The 18,080-nt window shown below is 56.1% G+C and carries 20 protein-coding genes and 2 tRNA genes; 9 read left to right on the top strand and 13 right to left on the bottom strand.

The genetic code is table 11. The features are described 5' to 3' along the window. From Q8Q07_00655 to Q8Q07_00665, 3 genes are all read right to left on the bottom strand, one after another. Positions 1 to 485: anthranilate synthase component I (locus Q8Q07_00655; GenBank protein ID MDP3878803.1), on the bottom strand; the 485-nt coding region annotated here is incomplete at its 3' end. Between the two features lie 667 nt (positions 486 to 1,152). Then, complete coding sequence (locus Q8Q07_00660; GenBank protein MDP3878804.1) at positions 1,153 to 1,995, bottom strand: MBL fold metallo-hydrolase; 843 nt, start codon at positions 1,993 to 1,995, stop codon at positions 1,153 to 1,155. A 128-nt stretch (positions 1,996 to 2,123) separates the two neighbouring features. After that, positions 2,124 to 3,458: an MFS transporter gene (locus Q8Q07_00665; GenBank protein ID MDP3878805.1), complete on the bottom strand. Its 1,335-nt coding sequence runs from the start codon at positions 3,456 to 3,458 to the stop codon at positions 2,124 to 2,126. A 77-nt stretch (positions 3,459 to 3,535) separates the two neighbouring features. Here Q8Q07_00665 and Q8Q07_00670 point away from each other — a divergent pair, with 77 nt between their 5' ends. After that, positions 3,536 to 4,009 (top strand): HIT domain-containing protein, encoded by a 474-nt coding sequence (locus Q8Q07_00670; protein MDP3878806.1) that lies wholly within the window; start codon positions 3,536 to 3,538, stop codon positions 4,007 to 4,009. A gap of 10 nt (positions 4,010 to 4,019) precedes the next feature. Here Q8Q07_00670 and Q8Q07_00675 read toward each other — a convergent pair. After that, positions 4,020 to 4,095: transfer RNA gene (locus tag Q8Q07_00675), tRNA-Glu, on the bottom strand. Between the two features lie 119 nt (positions 4,096 to 4,214). Between Q8Q07_00675 and Q8Q07_00680 the strand changes: the two genes are divergently transcribed. Beyond that, positions 4,215 to 4,910 carry a VTT domain-containing protein gene (locus tag Q8Q07_00680; protein MDP3878807.1) on the top strand — a complete coding sequence of 232 codons (696 nt, stop codon included), beginning with the start codon at positions 4,215 to 4,217 and terminating at the stop codon, positions 4,908 to 4,910. Between the two features lie 21 nt (positions 4,911 to 4,931). Here Q8Q07_00680 and Q8Q07_00685 read toward each other — a convergent pair whose 3' ends face one another. The 3 genes from Q8Q07_00685 to argC all read right to left on the bottom strand — a co-directional run bounded on the left by Q8Q07_00685 (position 4,932) and on the right by argC (position 7,635). Then, on the bottom strand, positions 4,932 to 5,153 hold the full coding sequence (locus Q8Q07_00685; GenBank protein ID MDP3878808.1) for a NifU family protein: 222 nt from the start codon (positions 5,151 to 5,153) through the stop codon (positions 4,932 to 4,934). Between the two features lie 152 nt (positions 5,154 to 5,305). After that, entirely contained in the window at positions 5,306 to 6,277 is a 972-nt protein-coding gene (locus Q8Q07_00690; protein MDP3878809.1) for a heterodisulfide reductase-related iron-sulfur binding cluster, read from the bottom strand. Between the two features lie 317 nt (positions 6,278 to 6,594). Then, positions 6,595 to 7,635: an N-acetyl-gamma-glutamyl-phosphate reductase gene (gene argC, locus Q8Q07_00695; GenBank protein ID MDP3878810.1), complete on the bottom strand. Its 1,041-nt coding sequence runs from the start codon at positions 7,633 to 7,635 to the stop codon at positions 6,595 to 6,597. A gap of 247 nt (positions 7,636 to 7,882) precedes the next feature. On the opposite strand from argC, the gene Q8Q07_00700 reads away from it, so the two are divergent. Together Q8Q07_00700 and Q8Q07_00705 are read left to right on the top strand one after the other, a co-directional pair. Further along, on the top strand, positions 7,883 to 9,223 hold the full coding sequence (locus Q8Q07_00700; GenBank protein MDP3878811.1) for a folylpolyglutamate synthase/dihydrofolate synthase family protein: 1,341 nt from the start codon (positions 7,883 to 7,885) through the stop codon (positions 9,221 to 9,223). Positions 9,224 to 9,247: 24 nt separating this feature from the next. Then, complete coding sequence (locus tag Q8Q07_00705; GenBank protein MDP3878812.1) at positions 9,248 to 10,630, top strand: MATE family efflux transporter; 1,383 nt, start codon at positions 9,248 to 9,250, stop codon at positions 10,628 to 10,630. Between the two features lie 97 nt (positions 10,631 to 10,727). Here the strand turns inward: Q8Q07_00705 and Q8Q07_00710 are convergent, their stop codons facing one another. Continuing rightward, on the bottom strand, positions 10,728 to 10,991 hold the full coding sequence (locus Q8Q07_00710; protein MDP3878813.1) for a hypothetical protein: 264 nt from the start codon (positions 10,989 to 10,991) through the stop codon (positions 10,728 to 10,730). 383 nt (positions 10,992 to 11,374) lie between these two features. On the opposite strand from Q8Q07_00710, the gene dtd reads away from it, so the two are divergent. The 4 genes from dtd to lgt all read left to right on the top strand — a co-directional run bounded on the left by dtd (position 11,375) and on the right by lgt (position 13,126). Next, positions 11,375 to 11,824 (top strand): D-aminoacyl-tRNA deacylase, encoded by a 450-nt coding sequence (gene dtd / locus Q8Q07_00715; GenBank protein MDP3878814.1) that lies wholly within the window; start codon positions 11,375 to 11,377, stop codon positions 11,822 to 11,824. A gap of 81 nt (positions 11,825 to 11,905) precedes the next feature. Further along, the gene (locus Q8Q07_00720) at positions 11,906 to 12,121 is read left to right on the top strand and encodes a hypothetical protein (GenBank protein MDP3878815.1); all 216 of its coding nucleotides are present in this window, start codon (positions 11,906 to 11,908) and stop codon (positions 12,119 to 12,121) included. A 37-nt stretch (positions 12,122 to 12,158) separates the two neighbouring features. Continuing rightward, positions 12,159 to 12,350, top strand: a complete 192-nt coding sequence (locus tag Q8Q07_00725) for a CooT family nickel-binding protein (GenBank protein MDP3878816.1) — start codon at positions 12,159 to 12,161, stop codon at positions 12,348 to 12,350. After that, positions 12,347 to 13,126, top strand: coding sequence for a prolipoprotein diacylglyceryl transferase (gene lgt, locus Q8Q07_00730; GenBank protein ID MDP3878817.1), 780 nt, complete (start codon positions 12,347 to 12,349; stop codon positions 13,124 to 13,126). Before Q8Q07_00725 ends, lgt begins: the two co-directional genes overlap by 4 nt. A 274-nt stretch (positions 13,127 to 13,400) precedes the next feature. Here lgt and nadC read toward each other — a convergent pair whose 3' ends face one another. From nadC to Q8Q07_00750, 4 genes are all read right to left on the bottom strand, one after another. Continuing rightward, positions 13,401 to 14,282: a carboxylating nicotinate-nucleotide diphosphorylase gene (gene nadC, locus Q8Q07_00735; protein MDP3878818.1), complete on the bottom strand. Its 882-nt coding sequence runs from the start codon at positions 14,280 to 14,282 to the stop codon at positions 13,401 to 13,403. Positions 14,283 to 14,414: 132 nt separating this feature from the next. Beyond that, positions 14,415 to 14,693 carry a preprotein translocase subunit YajC gene (gene yajC, locus Q8Q07_00740; protein ID MDP3878819.1) on the bottom strand — a complete coding sequence of 93 codons (279 nt, stop codon included), beginning with the start codon at positions 14,691 to 14,693 and terminating at the stop codon, positions 14,415 to 14,417. Further along, a complete protein-coding gene (gene miaB, locus Q8Q07_00745) occupies positions 14,683 to 15,963 on the bottom strand; it encodes a tRNA (N6-isopentenyl adenosine(37)-C2)-methylthiotransferase MiaB (protein ID MDP3878820.1) in 1,281 nt (426 codons plus the stop codon). The genes yajC and miaB overlap by 11 nt, the downstream gene beginning before the upstream one ends. A gap of 56 nt (positions 15,964 to 16,019) precedes the next feature. Beyond that, positions 16,020 to 16,111 (bottom strand) — tRNA-Ser (locus tag Q8Q07_00750). A gap of 133 nt (positions 16,112 to 16,244) precedes the next feature. On the opposite strand from Q8Q07_00750, the gene Q8Q07_00755 reads away from it, so the two are divergent. Then, positions 16,245 to 17,036 carry a biotin--[acetyl-CoA-carboxylase] ligase gene (locus tag Q8Q07_00755; protein MDP3878821.1) on the top strand — a complete coding sequence of 264 codons (792 nt, stop codon included), beginning with the start codon at positions 16,245 to 16,247 and terminating at the stop codon, positions 17,034 to 17,036. 234 nt (positions 17,037 to 17,270) lie between these two features. Here the strand turns inward: Q8Q07_00755 and Q8Q07_00760 are convergent, their stop codons facing one another. Next, the gene (locus Q8Q07_00760) at positions 17,271 to 18,032 is read right to left on the bottom strand and encodes a slipin family protein (protein MDP3878822.1); all 762 of its coding nucleotides are present in this window, start codon (positions 18,030 to 18,032) and stop codon (positions 17,271 to 17,273) included. Positions 18,033 to 18,080 lie beyond the last annotated feature (48 nt).

Genomic DNA, 18,080 nt, shown 5'->3' on the forward strand with positions numbered 1-18,080 from the left:
TCGAGATGGACATGGCTCAATACCTTTATCTTATGGGTAACATGGTCGAAGATGAGCAGGGTATCGACGAACATGAACAGCGATTCCGGCAAGCCCAGGGGGTCGCGCTCCGGAGAGGGCAAGTCTTCAAAGCGGGTCACCGTTTCATAGCTGAGAAAGCCTACAGCGCCACCGCAGAACTTGGGCAGTCCGTTAACGGCTACCAGTTTATATTTGTTCAGTTCCTCGGCGACCGGAGGCAAGGGGTCAACCCTGTCCTCTCCCCTGGTAGTCAGTACCCGGTAAGGCTCGGTACCGATAAAGCTGTAGCGGGCTAGCCTCTCGCCACCCTCGACACTCTCCAGCAGGAAAGAATAGCCGCCCCGGTTAATCTTGAGGAACGCGGACACCGGAGTCTCCAGGTCGGCCACAATCTCACGGTAGACAGGCACCAGGTTACCTTTCTTCCGGTAACCTTTGACTTCTTCCAGGGTCGGATAATACATATAGCCCCTCCCGTACCATAAACAAAAAACCCCTGCCCGCAGGGGCGAGGGGTTTTTCCTTCGCGGTGCCACCCTACTTGAGGCTGTCCCCAGGCTGTCATTGCGAAACCATTCCGACAAAGTCGGAAGGCGAAGCAATCTCAGAGATTGCCACGGGCTTCGCCCTCGCAATGACAAGGAGCCCTTTTCGGACAACCTCATCTCTTTCAGGTACAGCTCAAGCATTCTTAAGCGATACCCCAGGCTCTGATAACGGTGCCCTTCCGTCAAAGCCTACTCAGGGGGAACCCCTTTTCGGTTTGCGGCTCCCGAGTCCATTCAACCCCTGCGCCGGTACCGGCTCACACCTTACCCGGCTCTCTGAACCCCGCTGGGGGCATACTAGTCTCGTTCTCAGCCTTTTGGCTATTCAGTTTTCCCAGTCAATTTCCAGTATAAGTACTCTTTTGAGCTTTTGTCAAGAACAGTTTCCGGGCGCATTCAATCAAGTGAAGTAAGCTAGTACGATGTAACACAACCCGTTTCGTACCGTAGTCGTGTCCTGTCATTGCGAGCCATCCCGCTCAAGCGGAGGCGAAGCAATCTCATTCAGCGGGATTGCTTCGTCGGCTCCGCCTCCTCGCAATGATAACCGGGTTCCTGAGCGAAAGATTGTGCGTACAGTCTACTAGTCCCGGATGTTGTCCACCTGCGCCAGGTCGAACTTCATGCCGTCCCGGGCGGCAATTACCTTAACGCCGGTCTTCTCGGACAGCTTTTCGGCAATCTGCCACGGTTTTGCCCGCCACATGGACATGCCAAAATGAGTCATAATAGCTACACCGGGCTTTAGTTTCCGGATAATACGCTCCGCATCCGGCACAGATATATGGTCGCCGGGGAACTGGCTGTTGTCAGCCTCCGCAGATTCCACCATTCGCGGGTCCATGAGCTTGGGTTCCAGAAAGGCCACGTTGATAATGAGCAGCTCACCGCCATAGTGCCGGCACAGACCATCGAAATAGCGGCTGTCGGCAATATAGGAGAAGGTATGCGCGGGAGTCCTGAAGACCATGCCGTAGGTTTCTACCAGGTGAATGTGTCTCACCGGGGTGCTGAATGACACATCGCCTATCGTGTATGACCCTCCCTCCCTCAAGATCTCAACACCCTCAAGGCGTTCCTTGAGGTAGGAGAAGATGACCGGCTCATTGTCCAGGGCGTCAGCCGGGGCAAAGAACCGGCCGTGCCGGTTATGCCCGCCCTGCGTCATCGCCTCGACCATAATATTGACATCCGCCGAGTGGTCCAGGTGGCGGTGCGAGATGATGATGGCGCTCAGTTTTTCGGCGTCGAGTTTTCTCTTGGTTGCCTGGATGATGCAGCCGGGGCCGGGGTCAACCAGTATTTGGGTACCGTTCAGGTTCAACCATAAGCCGCCGGTAGCCAGAAGCTGGCTGATTATCATAAAGCGGGCGCCGCCTGTTCCCAGGAAGGTTACCGTCTCGCCGGGGGGGGTTTTATCTTTCATTCCTGATTTAACTATAGTTCAAAGAGGCATCTTTTGACAACAAGCGGGGGATGAGCGCTTGGATGGCCTGTACGCTGAGTCCTCTCATTCAAGGGATATGGCTGTTTGTTCATTTGCCTGACAGGAGACTAGGGCTGAGGAATTTTTCGCACCGGTAAGCGGAAAGCCAGCAGACCCCCGGCGAAAAACATGACGGCGGCATAATAGAAGGCCGCCTGAAAACCAAAGATGCCGGCCAGCGCCCCGGCCAGGATCGGTGAGGCGGCACTGAAGAGGGCGTTGTTGCCCCAGAGCAAGCCGATGAGGGTCCCCTCCAGCTTCTTGCCTTCGGCTACGTCCATGGCCGCTGCCTGGACCAGGGAGTTAATCGAGTAGAGGAAAACACCGAAGAGGGCGATGCTGATAGTCAGGCCGATACCGGCTCCGGACATTACCATCAGGGGTGGGAATATGGCGGACATGAACAGCACCAGTATTATCATCGGCTTGCGGCCGATGCGGTCAGATATGGCTCCTATCACCGGCCCGGAGGCAATACCCAGGAAAGTAAGCAGGCCCAGGTGGAAGCCTATTCCTATCGTGCTCATTTCCAGGTTCTGCGCCAGGTACAGGGGTATGAACAGGAAGAGTCCCCGGTCACCCATGCCCCGCACCCCGGAGACGAGTAGCAGGGTGAGCAGGCCGGAATCCCGCCCCGCTTCACGCAGGGCAGTCGCATAATTCTGGAGATTACTCTTGAGGCTGCCGTGCTGGACTCTGCTCCCGCCCACATTCCACAGCAAAACCCACAGTACAACACTGAGCAGGATAGCCAGGGGCAGGGCGGCCTGTAATGTCTGCTGCCAGGTGATGGCGACCAGCAGAAATCCCACCAGGGGCGGGCTTAAGGTATCTCCCACGCTGCCGCTGGAGCGGTGCAGGGCGATGAGCAGACCGCGCCGCCTGGGGTAGCGCTCGGAGAGCAGCCCCAGGCCCGGGGGGTGCCACATGGCATTCCCGATGCTGGCTAAAGCCAGAGCCATCAGGATAAGGGCATAGTTGGGGGCGACGCTGACCAGAAAGTATCCTACCCCCATGGTCATTATGCTCAATCCCAGGAAGAGTCCCCGGCGGTGTTTATATATGTCCACGATGAAGCCCACCAGCATACTGCCGAGCCCGCCGCATAGTGACCTTACGGTGTCAATCAAGCCCGCTTGAAGAGGAACCAGTCCGAGCTGCCGGTAGATTTCCGGTATAATGACATAGAAACCGTGGCCGTAGACATGGGTCATGGTGTGGGAGCCGATGATAGTACCGGCTTCAGCCCGGTCGCTGACGCTAAATCGCCCCCGTGCGGCGACGGCAGGTTTGCCGGCTGCGAGGTCAGCCTGGAGCCCGCTGTTGTCCGGGTCGAGGTTAGCCATGACTAAATATAAAGCATCGCCGGATTTTTTACAATCCTCTAATTTCAGTCTGCTCACTACTCATTAACGGCGCCCCAATATCTTGATCCGTAATGTGCTAAAATAGCGGTGACAGCAAAATTAGGGAGAATAGCATGAAGCATATCTGGGCGCCGTGGCGCATCGAATATGTCAGGATGAAGAAGGCCGCCGGGTGTATGCTGTGTGATAAGCCGGAGGAGGACAATGATGTGGCCAACTATATCCTGTACCGGGGCAGTCAGCACTTCATCATGCTGAACGGCTATCCCTACAGTCCCGGCCATCTGCTGGTAGCACCTTATCAGCACGCCGGCAGCCTGGAGGAATTGACCGATGAGGAACTCCACGAGCACTTTGAAGTCGTGCGGCGGGGTATCACGGTGCTGAGGAAGGCGTTTAATCCCGAAGGTTTCAATCTTGGGATAAACATCGGGAAGGTAGCCGGGGCCGGTATCGAAGACCATTTTCATACCCATATCGTGCCCCGCTGGGGAGGGGACACCAATTTTATGACGGTACTATCTGATGTCAGGGTGATTCCGGAAGCCCTGGCGGAGACCTATCAAGAGCTTAAGGGAAAATTCTGAGAAGAGGGGATGGTGCCCCCAAGCGAATTCGAATCGCTGTCTACACCTTGAAAGGGTGTCGTCCTAGGCCTCTAGACGATGGGGGCATGCCAGTAAAGTATAGCAGGGATGCAGTCACTCGGCAATAGCCTTGGCTTCCCGGTTTCAGGAGGCTGTATTCAGCTTCTTTTACCACGCCGGGGGCTGCGGGGTTCAGGGTGCAACGATGAGTATTAAAGTCGACCGCGATAAGCGGTCTGCCGGTGAGAAGAAGGGTAATATGCTGAGGGGGCTGGTCATCCCTTTGCTGACGGTGCTTCTGGTGGTTGCCATTAGCGTTACCCTATTTCTGTACCGGGACAGGGTAGCCGAGTTTAAGGAACTGGGCTACCTGGGCGCTTTTCTTATCAGCCTGGTGGCTAATGCTACCATCATTTTGCCCATGCCCGGGATCCTGATAATCTCTGCCCTGGGAGCTGCCTTAAACCCGGTTGTGGTGGGGATAATCGGCGGCGCCGGGGGGGCGCTGGGGGAGATGGTCGGTTATGTTGCAGGTTATAGCGGGCGTAGCGTCATCCAGGATAACCGGACGTATACCAGGGCCCGGTACTGGATGAGGAAATGGGGCATTGTGGCCATCTTTGTCTTCGCGCTGGTTCCTTTCCTGCCCCTTGATGTGGCTGGCATGACCGCTGGCGTGTTACGTTTCTCGATATGGAGATTTCTACTGGCCTGCTGGGCAGGCAAAGCCTTGCTTTATAGCGGAGTTGCCCTGGCCGGGTTCTGGGGGCTGGAACTTTTAATGAGGTTGCTAAAGCTCGCTGCACCGCTCTCCGGAGCGGGCGTAGCCGCTTTAGCGGTCCTGGCGCTTTTAGTGCTAGCGCTCTTTATTGAAGACTGGACATGGAAACGAGGCCGCTGATTCGGGCTATCGTTTGACCTTTTAATCGACGGCGACGACTTCTTTGACTTCCGGGATTTCTTCCTTCAGTATCTGTTCGATTCCCATCTTTAGCGTCATGGTAGCCATCGGGCAGCCGCCGCAGGCGCCGGTTAATCTCACTTTAACCGTACCGTCAACGGTGTCCACCAGCTCCACATTACCGCCGTCACGTTCCAGCATGGGGCGTATCTTGTCTAATACTACTTCCACTTTATCTTTCATCAATGACTCTCCTTCTGGCTAGAGGATGCCTTCTTTACTACGTGATTCTTATCTTACCATGTTCAGGAATGGCCCGTCAATTTGGCGCCTTCTAACTGTAACTTCAGTCAATAATGCGGGCAGACCGTTCCTGTTCCCCGCCCCCGCCGGCATTAAAAGCCACAATCGTCAACAAAGATACGTTTCACCACCGGTGACGCCGAACTCGCGGTAACGCTACTGGCTTTCATATTGGCGCTCGCATCTTGGAGGATCGCCTCCTCGTCCTTCCAGTGAAGATACTGCTTGTACTTGTCCGGGTAGGTGATTCCCAGGGCGCGGGCCACCACGGAAAGGTAGTGCTCAACCGAGAAAGGCTGTCCTTTTTCATAGCCGCCGTACATCCGTAAGCAGCCGTGGTAAGCCGTAGCGAAGACATCGGCCTGAAGCGCTGTCGCCTTGTCGAAAAAGGGTGTAATCAGGGAATCCCAGGCCTCGCGTCCCATCCGGTCTCTCTGATTTCCGGCGCAGTTACGCCCCCAGGTGGGCAGGCTGCCAATCTCCCGGGTTTCGATTCCGGGCACGGCAGCAAGCAGGCTCCGGACCGCCGCAGCCTGCCGGTCTTGAGCCGGGGAACCGCAGTGGTAGTGGAGGGCTATCCTGGTGGGTGGTAGAGGCGAGAAGGAGAAGCGGTGCTTGTTCTCCGCCAGGAACTCCGTCACATGGACCACGGGGTAAGGTGTCGCCAGCGCCAGGACTTCCTGGTGGTAGTAAAGGCATGAGGGGCACCACATCACAACCTGCTGCGGCTGGAAGTGTCCGAACTGGATCGTCAGTCTTTCGCCCCAGGACTGTCCCCGGTTCTCAGTGGTCTGAACGGGCAGCCCGCAGCAAAAGGCAGTCCCGCCCAAAGCTACGAAGTCCTCTCCGATGTGCTCAAAGAGGGCGACTATAGTTTGCGCCAGGTGAGGCGTGCGTAAAATATTACACCCCAGATAGAGCACTGTAGGCTTCGGCGCAGGCCGGGCGGGCGGCTTCTCCAGCCAGACCCTGTCCTCAGGCGTGATTAACATCCCTTCCAGTGCACGTAAATCCCGGAATCGCTCCCTTACATCCCGGGGCAGACGCGTGCTGCTGCCGGTCATATCAGTCCCCCCTTCAGAACCGGGATCGAGCTATTAACTATCATTGTATCTGATTCCTTCAGGCCTTCTCAAATGTCTCGTCTCTTACCGGTAAGGCGGGGCGGCCGGGCAAATAAGGCCAGCACCATGGCGATAGTGGCCACAATGGAGAACGTGATGAAGGCCAGGCGGTAACTCTGCCGTAGAAAATCTTCCGCTTCTTTTTACCCTCAGCCAAAACAGATTGCTCCTCTTCTTTTTTAATGGCGGTCTTATTGCGGTTTGGGACAAACTATCGCGGGGTTATACCGTCGTTGGTTCGCCGAGAGCGTCGGAGGTCAGGGGAAAACAGCCAGCGCCTCAAGTCCGGTAGTTTCCGGCAAGCCGAGCATAATGTTCATGTTCTGGATAGCCTGACCGGCAGCCCCTTTCACCAGGTTGTCCAGACAGCTGATGACGATGAGCTTCTCTCCGCCGCGGGATATGGTGGGGTAGATAAGGCAGAGGTTGTTCCCCCAGGTGTGCTTGGTGTGGGGAGAGGATTCAGCTATCCTGGCGAAGGGTTTGTCCCGGTAGAAGTCCAGGTAAAGGTCTCTAAGCTCCTGCTTTCCCTTTTCACCGGCGGCGATTTTACCCGGAGATAGAGTGGCATAGGCGGTGGTCAGTATGCCCCGGGTCATCGGTATCAGGTGCGGGATGAAGGTAACCGAGGGCGGCCGCCGGGGACTGAGCAGCTTCAGCTCCTGGGCAATCTCAGGCTGGTGCCGGTGCCCGTCCAGGGCGTAAGCGGATACATCTTCATTGGTCTCCGGGTAGTGCGTGGTCAGGCTGAGCGTGCGGCCAGCCCCGGAGACTCCGGACTTGCTGTCGATGATAATATCAGGCTCAATCAGTCCCGCCTTGACTGCCGGAGCCAGCGCCAGAATCGCTCCGGTGGGGTAGCAACCGGGGTTAGCCACCAGGCGGGCGGAGGTCAGCCTGGAGTAATATAGCTCAGGCAGCCCGAACACCGCTTCTGTCAGCAGCTCCGGAGCCGGGTGGGTAAAGCCGTACCAGGCCGGGTATTCCGCGGCGTCTTTCAGCCGGAAATCAGCGCTGATATCCACCACCTTGACCCCTTTCTGGAGCAAGGGGACAACCTCTTTGGCGCTGTCCTTGTGGGGCATGGCCGAGAAGGCGATATCCACCTCCTCAAGCTCGGGCTGGATGGTCAGGTCAATACTGGCAAGGTGGGGAAAGACCTTACCCAGCTTTTGCCCGGCGGCGCTCCGCCCCGTAACCGAGGTCAGCTCTGCCTCCGGGTGCCGGTAAAGCAGTCTGGCCAGTTCAACACCGGCATAGCCGGTAACATTGATGATGCCAACTCTGGTTTTGCTCACTGGACTTCGCTCCTCAGTAAAAAGGTTCTGGAGAAATCAGGCGTAACCGCCCGGCAATATCCTCCGTGCTGAATTTGTCAGGTCGCTTGCAGTACTGTTGGTTGCAAACATAATATCACGGCAATTGCTGATTATCAAACCTGGCTGGGTCAGGCTGTCAGGAGCCGGCTTGCGCCGGGGGGTTCAGTTGTGGGTAGTGAGTAGCGGTGCTATAATTAGCCTTAACATTTCCCAAGGACGGAAGGGTATGAGGTCAGCAACTACTCGTTATCAGCAGGCTCTGGACTATATCTACAGCTTTATTGACTATGAAAGGGACGCCCGGCCGCGTGACGCCGTCCACTATGACCTCAGGCGTATGGGGGAGTTGCTATCCCGGCTGGGTAACCCCCATCTGAAAAGGAAGACAGCTCACATTACCGGCAGTAAGGGTAAGGGGAGCGTAGCGGCGATGATGGCTTCAGTGCTTACCACCGCCGGATATACTACCGGGCTGTTCACCTCACCTCATCTTCACGTCTTTAACGAGCGTATCCGGGTCAATGACCGGCTAATCTCTGACGATGAGCTTGTCGCGCTTGTGGAAAAAATCAAGCCCGAGGTTAAGAAGGTGAACGACAGGGCTACCTACGGACGCTTGACCACCTTCGAGCTGATAACGGCTCTGGGCTTTGCCTACTTTGAGCAGAAAGAGGCGGATATCCAGGTGATTGAGGTGGGCCTGGGGGGCAGGCTTGACGCCACCAATCTGGTGCAGCCTGACGTCTGCGTTTTCACCTCGATCAGCTACGATCACACTGACGTACTGGGGGACACCCTGACCGAGATTGCCTCCGAGAAGGCCGGCATCATCAAGCCCGGTACCGTAGTGGTGACCTCCCCTCAGGCTGAGGAAGCCGCCCGGGTAATTGAACGGGCCTGCCTCGCCGCTGACGCCCGGCTGGTCAGGGTGGGCAGTGATGTTACCTGGCAGGGCCTCGGCTTCGACAGTAGTCAGCAATCATTCCAGGTAAAGGGCAGACTGGGCAGTTATCAGTTGTCAATCCCGCTGCTGGGGCAGCACCAGCTACAGAACACGGCTACCGCCGTGGCTGCCCTGGAGGTCTTAATGGAAAAGGGATTGTCTGTGTCCGGGGATAACCTTAGCGGAGGGCTGGCGCGGGTGAACTGGCCGGGGCGGCTACAGGTACTGGGCCGTCACCCGCTGGTGGTGGTTGACGGCGCCCATAATCCTGATTCCGCCCGTAAGCTGAGGCTGGCCCTGGAACAGTATTTTGACTTTGACCGCGCTATTCTGATTTTCGGGGCTTCGTCTGACAAGAATATCGCCGGAATTGTTGCTGAGTTAGCTCCCCTGTTTGATGAAGTAATCGCCACCCACTCCATACATCCCCGGGCAATGCCCACGGCTTCCGTTGTCGCTGAGTTCAGCCGGCAGGGAGTGACGGCACAGGCAACCGAGGATATTTCCGCAGCCCTGCCTCTGGCGCTGGCCATGGCCGGGGAAAAGGACCTCATTTGCGTTACCGGTTCATTGTTCGTGGTTGCCGGGGCGATCGAGCAGGCGGAACGCCTTATCCGTGGCTAAATTTCAGGTACGGAGACCCTTATCGTGGTAGCTGTCAAGGATTCGCCTGCGGGGAAGTCCGCGTTTGATAGGGACTGGACCAGCGGCAGTATCGTTCGTAATCTCCTGAGCCTATCCTGGCCCATGGTGCTCAATGAGAGCCTCTGGGTCATTGGTATGACCGTTGACCTGATCTGGGTGGGTCAGCTTGGGCCAGCCTCTATTGCCGGGGTGGGCGTTGCCGGTATGGTGGTCTGGATGCTGATGGTGGCCAGGTGGGGACTCAGTACCGGTACCAGGGCCATGGTTGCCCGTTTTGTGGGAGCCGGCGATGCCGCCGGGGCTAACCATGTCGCCGGGCAAGCCTTCGCTATCAGCGCTGTCTATGCCGTGGTGGTCACTTCGGTAGGCATATTTCTTACCGAGCCGATACTGATGCTGTTTAACCTGGAAGCGGCGGTGGTTTCAGAAGGGGCCGCCTACATGCGGATACAATTGATCGGCTCACTGGCGATGTCCTTATGGATGATGGGAGAGGCCATCATGCAGGCGTCAGGGGATGCATTAAGGCCGATGAAGATAACTATGGCCGCCCGTGGCCTTCACCTGATTCTGGACCCCTTTCTCATTCTCGGCTGGTGGATATTCCCCCGCATGGGCGTCAGCGGAGCGGCGACGGCTAATCTCATCGCCTACGTTCTGGGGATGGTACTGACCCTCTGGATACTCTTCAGCGGGCGGTCACGGCTGCGGCTTACCCTTAGAGGTTTCCGCTTTGAGGCCGGTATCATCTGGCGCATTGTCAAGATTGGTGTTCCCGCTTCCATTATGGGGATGGCGCGTACTTTTGGCCGTATGATGCTTTTGCGGTTGGTGACGCCGTTTGGGACACTGGCGGTGGCGGCGCATATTCTGGCTGAGAGGATAGAGATGTTTTTATATCTGCCCGGCTGGGGGTTGGGGATGGCTGGCGGGGTACTGGTGGGGCAGAACCTGGGCGCCGGCCAGCCGGAGCGGGCCGAGAAGAGCGGCTGGCTGGCCGCCGGGTTGATGGAAGGGTTTATCATTTTCTTAGCCCTGGCAGTGATGCTGCGGGCGGAAAGTATCATCAGCATTTTCAATACTGACCCCGACTTTGTGGCCATGGCCAGCAGCTTCATCAGGATAGAGGCGCTGGGCTACCTGGTGCTGGGGTTTGTGGCTGTACTGCAGATGACTATTTCCGGGTCTGGCGACACACTACCGCCGATGCTGATTAGCCTGCTTATGATCTGGGTGGTACAGGTTCCCCTGTCAGTTCTGCTCCCACGGGTTGATGAGCTTGGCGTCTACGGAATACGGTGGGCGATAGTGGCTGGGAATCTGGCCGGGGCGGTGGCTTATACAGCCTATTTCCGGCTGGGCAGATGGAAGCGTAAAAAGGTGTAACTTGCGGTGGGGAGGAGAAAAGAAGGCGTTGGGAAAAAAGAGCAGGCTGACAGGCGTTATGGCCTGCCGCCGGCAAGGTCGGGTAGTGATTAAGCTTTCAGGGTATCGCTTCGAACTGTGTTGTCAGGGCTTCTTCGGGGAGCATGTTGCCCAGGATCTTCTCTAATGCCATGGTGTGGCTGCACAGTCCCCAGTTGGAGAAGAAGTGGCAGGAGCAGTGCCAGTGGCCGTCATGGTAGTCAATAGTATAATCGTCATTCTCTCCACGGAATTTGACGGAGAGCGCGGAGAAGGTAACCCGTTCTTTCTCTTGAGCGTAGCGTTTCGCCTTTTCGATTTTTCCAATCAGACTCGACTGCATAACGATACCTCCTTAAACTTAACAAGCACTGGCCGTCTGGCTCAGTGCTTGCTTCGTTACCTTACTGTCAGCGTCAACAGTTTGAGTTTCATGCTATTCACCATAAATGAGCCTCGGCACAACTCTCATCACTATTATTCTACTCCCTTATACCGGAAAAGTCCAGAAGAAAAATTCTCTTCGATAACATTTGCCTTCGGTAGTTTTTCTATGTCATTGCGAGGAGGCGCAGCCGACGTGGCAATCTGAAAGGTGGGGTATCCCAACCACAGGCGGAATGGTATCGAAATGACACCACCAGCCAGAACCGCATAATATCTATCCGCGGGTCTTTCCTGATTTTAGGAATTGCCCCGGTGGTTCTATTGCGATAGAATATTCTGGTGAAGGCATTACTGCAGCGGGTCAGCGGAGCCTCGGTCAGCGTTGATGATGAGGAGGTGGGCAGGGTCGGGCGGGGTCTGGTGGTTTTCGTCGGCGTGGCCGCTGACGATACGGATAAGGACGTCCGTTACCTGGTGCCAAAAATGATTGACCTGCGTATCTTCCCCGATGAAGGGGGCAGGTTCAACCTTTCGCTGCTGGACATTGGCGGGGAGGTGCTGATAGTGAGCCAGTTTACCCTTCTGGCCGATACCAGGAAAGGACGCCGTCCCAGCTTTACCGGGGCGGCGCCGCCGGAGCAGGCAGAAGCTTTATTTGAACAGTTTGTTGAGCAGGCACGCGCCAGCGGGCTGAAAGTGGCTACGGGCCGCTTTCAGCAGTATATGCGGGTGGAAATTCATAATGATGGCCCGGTAACCATAATGCTCGATAGCCGGGACAAATTTTAAACTTGAGTGAAGCGGGACAGTTTTTGCAGAGGGGGGACTATTTGCAGAGTCGTCTGAAGGTACTATTTGTGGAGGTGTGTCATGGCTGCCGATGATAAAGCTAAACTGAAGATTCTGCTTGAGCACTGGATAGTCCATAATAAAGAACACGGGGAGGAGTTCAGGGAATGGGCGGACAAAATGAGGAGCCTGGGGGAGTCCGGTGTGGGTGAGAAAATGCTGGCGGCGGCGCAGGAGATGGACCGGGCCAGTGAAATGTTATCCCGTGCCCTGGGGGAACTGGAGGGTTCACACTGAAGGTTTACCCTTAAGGGAAAGGAGGCGTAGAATGTGCTTGTCAAAGGCGTATGTTGACCGTAACGGCGCCCGGGAGCTGGTGATGGAAGAGGTTGCCTCGCTCAGTGTCGAGGACGGTAAAATCATGCTCAAAACGCTCTTCGGGGAACGGAAGGAGATCGTCGGCAGTCTCAGGGAAGTCGATTTCCTGACCCATGTCCTGGTTCTGGAGGGTGAGGAGGGCAGATGATAACAATTGGAATGGACCCGATATTGTTTGTCCTGGGCCCCTTTGCTCTGTCCTGGCACGGTCTGTTTATTGTGGTCGGCATCGCGGTAGCGGTCTGGCTCTCCGCTTACCTGGTGGCTAAAGCGGGCCTTTCTGTCGATAGATTGTATTCACTGGCGGTCTGGACTATTCCCGGAGGTATCATCGGCGCCCGCCTGGTGCATGTAATAGACTACTGGGACTTCTACTCGGCTAATCCGGCGGCTATCTTTGCCATCTGGACAGGGGGACTGGCCATCTGGGGGGCGGTACTGGGAGGAACACTGGCGGCAATGATATTCGCCAGAATCAGTCATTTTTCGCTGGATGGTTATGCCGATTCGATTGCTCCGGGACTGGTCCTGGCGCAGGCGATAGGACGCATCGGGGATATTATTAACGGAGAACACATCAGCACTTCCACCACGTTGCCCTGGGGAGTGGTCTATACTCACCCCGGCAGTCCGAGCTACGGTCTGCCGCCGACACACCCGCAGGTGGCGTACGAGCTGCTGATGAACCTGGCTATCTTCGGGGTGCTGTGGAAGCTGCGGGGGCGTATTCAGCCCGGCGGCGCGCTCTTTCTGCTCTACCTGGTCATGTATTCGGTGGGGCGTTTCTTTCTTTCCTTCTTGAGGCTGGACAGCAATACCGTTTTCCTGTCCCTGAATCAGGTACAGTGGATTTGCCTGCTGGTCCTGGCGGTGGCCGTTCCTTTACTCGTCCGCAAGATGCGGCGGGAAACGCCGATCAGCTGACAACACTCAGAAAGCCTGTTTAATAACATGATTTATCATTCCGTGCCTGACACGGAATCCAGAAAAAGCGAGCTTAACCCGCGGTGGCGGCATTCTGGATACCGGCTCCCGCATCGGAGTAAGGGATAAGCTTCGTCGGTAGGCTGGTGTCCTCTCAGCGGGGTAGACAGGCAGATAACCTCATCCCCTTTATCCCCTTCTCCTGGCAGGAGAAGGGGAAGAGATTTAAGAGAGGGGGCAGGCAAGATGCCAGGTTAGCTGCTAAACAATCCCCTCAGAGCAGTCTGACGCTATCCGGCTCAAGCTCGATGCTGATATCGAGGGCTTTGGTGGAGTGGGTGAGGGCGCCGCTGGAGATGAAATTGACCCCGCTGGCGGCTACTTCACGGATATTGTCCACGGTGACGCCGCCCGAGGCTTCAGTCTTGACATTGAACGGTAGCAGACTTATCAGGTGACGCATTTCATCGGGACTCATGTTGTCCGGCATGATTATATCCGCCCCGGCTTCGACGGCTTCCAGGGCTTCTTCGGGAGAGGTCACCTCCACCTCAATCTTCAGGCTCAGCGGGGAGTTTTCTCTGGCTTTGGCGATAATTTCCTTCAGGCTCATGCCCAGGGCGCGCATTGCCACCAGGTGGTTGTCCTTAATCAGGATGAGGTCGGTCAGGTTAAAGCGATGGTTCTTCCCCCCGCCGACGCGTACCGCGTACCTTTCCAGCGCCCTGAGCCCCGGCGTCGTCTTGCGGGTATCCAGGATGGTGACCGGCAGGTCGCCAGCTCCGACGACAAGCTGCGCCGTTTGCGTGGCGATGCCGCTGAGCTTTTGCAGAAAATTGAGAGATACCCGTTCGGGGGTGAGGATGCTGCTCACTCTGCCGGATACGGTGGCGATGATATCGCCCCGTTTTATCCGGCTGCCATCCTGAAACAGTATGTCAAAGGTGAGCGCAGGGTCAACACGCCGGAATATCTCCCTGACCAGGTCAATACCGGCCAGAACGCCCTCCGCTTTGACCAGGAGGTAAGCCCTGCCGTGGAGTCCGGGAGGTATCAGCGTGTCACTGGTGACATCGCCGCTGCCGATATCCTCGTTCAGGGCGGTGTCGATGATGTTGTTGAGTTGCTCCGGGGAGATTCCGAATTTATTCACCATTACCCCTTCCTTTTTATGCGTTAAGTTACTGATTATAGCAGCGGAGAAGCTATGATCAAAGAAAATAATCCCCCCCTTAATTATGATAATGTTAGCCTTCTCGCGGCGGTCTTCGGGGGACTTTACCGTCGGTCAGACAGTCGGCATGGCTCCCGGCCGGCTGAGTACGCCGCCTTTGGTTACCCGGATTGTTGCTCCCGATTCTACTTTAAGGACGATGCTGTCCTCATCAATGCTCTCCACCCGTCCGTAGATGCCACCGGCGGTAATTACCATGTCTCCCTTCTCCAGTTGATCAATCAACTGGTCGTGTTTTCTCTCGCGCTGGCGTAGCGGCCGTATCATCATAAAATAGAACATGGCAAAAATGATTGCCATAAAGATGAGTAAAGGCACCAAACTACCCGTCATTATCCCTCCTTAATTCAGCCCGGTTTATTTTTATCAAACTCCCCTGTAACGCCCAGGGGCTGGTATGCTCAATGATGACATTGACCAGTTGCCCCGTGCGGTCGTCATTATCACTGAAGAACACCAGTTTATCACTTCTGGTCCGTCCCTGCCACCTGTCTTTCTTCTTCCCTTCTACCAGGACTTCAACCGCCTTGCCCAGGAGCTGAGCATTAATCTCCGTGGCGATGCCCTCCTGGAGCTGCTCAATCAGGTTAAGCCGTCTCTTTTTCCCGTCCGGCGGGACGCTGTCCTCAAGCTCCCGGGCGGCGATGGTCTGCGGTCTGGGAGAGTAGGCAGCGACATGGACGGTATCAAATCTGAGCCCGGCTAGAAGGTCGAATGTGTGCCGGAATTGTTCCTCACTCTCTCCAGGGAAGCCGACGATGACATCGGTGCTCAGGGCTACCCCGGGTATTTCAGAGCGTATCCGGTCGATAAGCTGACTGTAGTGCTCTGCGGTATAGCCCCGCCTCATCGCTTTCAATATGTCGTTATCGCCGGACTGTACCGGGAGATTTATCTGCTCGCAGACCCTGTCCAGGCGGGCTACGGCTTCGATGAGCCTGTCGCTCATGTCCTTGGGGTGATTGGTCAAAAAGCGCAGTCGGGCTAGTCCGTCTACGGTATTCAGTTCGGTGAGTAAATCGGCCAGGTCCGGTTGCCCGGGCAGGTCGTGCCCGTAGGAATCGACGTTTTGCCCGAGCAGGGTGACCTCCCTGGTGCCGCGGCGCGCCAGCTCTCTGACCTCGCAGACTATCTCAGCTATGGGGCGGCTCTTTTCCCGTCCGCGGCGGTAGGGGACAATGCAGTAGGAGCAGAAGTTGTCACAGCCCTGGATAATGGGGACGTAGATAGTGTGTGAGGGATGGCGGGACAGTATCTGAGCGCCAGACTTGTCCAGCCACTGCGGGTAGTCACCGGGCTTGAAAAAGAAGTCGACATGGGGAAAGCTCTTTTTTAACTCCTCAGTGTTTGAGTTGACCAGGCAGCCGGTAACCGCCAGGGTAAGACCGGGACGGGCTTTTTTCAGGGCTTTGAGGGCGTTGAGCTTGTGGACCAGGCGGTTTTCCGCGCTCTGGCGTACCACGCAGCTATTGAGCACGATGATATCCGCCTGCTCGGTAGTGGCTGCGGGTCGGTAGCCATGCTGCTCAAAGAAAGAGCCAAGCCCGTCCGATTCCGCCTTGTTCATCTGGCAGCCTGTTGTCCAGATATGATAATGGGGCATAATCTTCTGTCCTGTGCTGGCTTTGCTAATAGACTGCCCTTATCGGTGGGCGAATCTGGCGGAGGGGGAGGGATTCGAACCCTCGACCCCGGTTACCCAGGGTAAGCACTTAGCAGGCGCCCGCACTAGACCACTATGCGACCCCTCCGCAAACGCCAGTCTCATTTTATTGTATCCTGCCTGTTTTTACAAATCTCTTTTGTGAGGGCGTTTAACAACAATTGAAACAGGTAACTAATCTACCATACCGGGATTGTGTTATATTTATGCCGGAGGGATGAATGTCAGCAGATGGACTATCCGCGGCTGCCGTTACGGAGGGGCTGGAGACGCGCTTCATCGGGCAGAGGGCCATTTACTTTCCCAGCCTCACTTCCACCATGGATATCGCCCGGCAGGAAGCACGGCAGGGGGCTGCTGAAGGAACGGTGATTATAGCTGACGAGCAAACGGCCGGCCGGGGGCGTTTGCAGCGGGCCTGGCTGTCACCGGGGGGGAGTATCGCTGTGTCGGTTATTCTCCGTCCTCCGCTGGATCACCTGCCGTCGCTGGTGATGCTCGCCTCTCTGTCCGTGGTTCACAGTATAAAGCTGACCACCGGCCTGAAGGCACAGATAAAGTGGCCCAATGATGTTCTCCTCTATGGTAAGAAGGTATGCGGTATTTTGATTGAGAACGACCTTAAGGGGAGGCGGGTCAACCATGCCATTATCGGCATCGGCATCAATGTTAACCTCAAGTTGTCTGACTTCCCGGAGATAAGACAAATCGCCACCAGCCTCTCCGATGAGCTGGGGGGCGCAGTATCACGACTGGATGTGTTGAGAAGTTTGTTGGTTGAGATGGAGAGGTTGTACCTGGGTCTATCAACCGGAGGGACCGTTTACGAAGAGTGGCGGGATAACCTGGTGACACTGGGCAAGAGGGTGCGGGTGACAACGGGGGAAGGCGTTTATGAAGGTACCGCCGAAGACGTTGCCAGGGACGGCAGTCTGCTGGTGCGCGGGGGAGACGGTAAGCTGAACCGGATTGTCGCCGGAGACGTTACCCTTCGGGGTGAACCTTCAGGGTGAACTATGCGTGACTGAGCGATAGAACGCCCGGTTTTGGGAGGAGGGGGTAGTATAACTACCCCCTCCTTAATGTTTTTAGCTACGGGTGAATTTCCTCCGCCAGTTATCGGGAGTTCCCGGGCTAGTGTAGTGTCCTGGAGATTACTTTACAATCATCGCAACCATATTGTCATTCCCGCCCCGTATCAAGTACGGGAATGACAGATATTGTTAAGGTGTTGTTGGGACACTAGCCTAGGAGCTTCTGGCCTGACCCTTCTGGATAAAGGCTTCGAAGATATTCATCGGTAATGGGAAAACGATAGTGGTACTCTTCTCCGAGGATATCTCAACCAGTGTTTGCAGGTAGCGGAGCTGCAGTGTCGCCGGGTCTCTACCGATGACGGAGCCCGCTTCGGCCAGCCGCTCTGAAGCCTGGAACTCGCCGTCGGCGTGGATGATTTTAGCCCGTCTCTCCCGTTCAGCCTCAGCCTGAGCGGACATCATCCGCTTCATCTGCTCGGGGAGTTCGACTTCCTTGATCTCGACGGTGCTGACCTTCACTCCCCAGGGGTCGGTGTGCTCATCGATGATCTGCTGCAGTTTCTGGTTTAGCATCTCTCTCTGCGCCAGCAGTTCGTCAAGCTCGGATTGTCCCAGTACATTCCGCAGCGTCGTCTGTGATATCTGGGAGGTCGCCCGAACGTGGTCTAAAACCTTGACGACCGAGTCCTCAGGGTTGACCACCCTGAAGAATACCACCGCATTTACCCTCACGGTAACGTTGTCCTTGGTGATGACCTCCTGTGACGGGACATCCATCGTTACCACGCGCAGGTCAACCCTGACCAAGCGGTCAACGAAGGGGATGATGAGAAAGAAACCGGGGCCCCTCTGCCCTACCAGCCGTCCCAGGCGGAAGAGGACTCCCCTCTCGTATTCGGGGACGATCTTAACTGCCGCCGGAATGAGTAAAAACAGGGCTAAGACGATTATTCCGATAAAAACCAAGTCCATGGTTTACCTCCTTTACTTACGGGTTACATACAGTTTCAAGCCATCGAC

Source organism: Dehalococcoidales bacterium (assembly GCA_030698765.1).
Taxonomy (GTDB): domain Bacteria; phylum Chloroflexota; class Dehalococcoidia; order Dehalococcoidales; family UBA2162; genus JAUYMF01.

Coding starts and splice junctions, on each gene's coding strand:
- nadC (MDP3878818.1), bottom strand. CDS start 14,282: ATGGTGAATAAATTCGGAATCTCCCCGGAGCAACTCAACAACATCATC.
- Q8Q07_00700 (MDP3878811.1), top strand. CDS start 7,883: ATGAGGTCAGCAACTACTCGTTATCAGCAGGCTCTGGACTATATCTAC.
- Q8Q07_00690 (MDP3878809.1), bottom strand. CDS start 6,277: ATGACCGGCAGCAGCACGCGTCTGCCCCGGGATGTAAGGGAGCGATTC.
- yajC (MDP3878819.1), bottom strand. CDS start 14,693: ATGACGGGTAGTTTGGTGCCTTTACTCATCTTTATGGCAATCATTTTT.
- Q8Q07_00760 (MDP3878822.1), bottom strand. CDS start 18,032: ATGGACTTGGTTTTTATCGGAATAATCGTCTTAGCCCTGTTTTTACTC.
- Q8Q07_00710 (MDP3878813.1), bottom strand. CDS start 10,991: ATGCAGTCGAGTCTGATTGGAAAAATCGAAAAGGCGAAACGCTACGCT.
- Q8Q07_00720 (MDP3878815.1), top strand. CDS start 11,906: ATGGCTGCCGATGATAAAGCTAAACTGAAGATTCTGCTTGAGCACTGG.
- lgt (MDP3878817.1), top strand. CDS start 12,347: ATGATAACAATTGGAATGGACCCGATATTGTTTGTCCTGGGCCCCTTT.
- Q8Q07_00755 (MDP3878821.1), top strand. CDS start 16,245: ATGTCAGCAGATGGACTATCCGCGGCTGCCGTTACGGAGGGGCTGGAG.
- Q8Q07_00670 (MDP3878806.1), top strand. CDS start 3,536: ATGAAGCATATCTGGGCGCCGTGGCGCATCGAATATGTCAGGATGAAG.
- miaB (MDP3878820.1), bottom strand. CDS start 15,963: ATGCCCCATTATCATATCTGGACAACAGGCTGCCAGATGAACAAGGCG.
- Q8Q07_00660 (MDP3878804.1), bottom strand. CDS start 1,995: ATGAAAGATAAAACCCCCCCCGGCGAGACGGTAACCTTCCTGGGAACA.
- Q8Q07_00685 (MDP3878808.1), bottom strand. CDS start 5,153: ATGAAAGATAAAGTGGAAGTAGTATTAGACAAGATACGCCCCATGCTG.
- Q8Q07_00680 (MDP3878807.1), top strand. CDS start 4,215: ATGAGTATTAAAGTCGACCGCGATAAGCGGTCTGCCGGTGAGAAGAAG.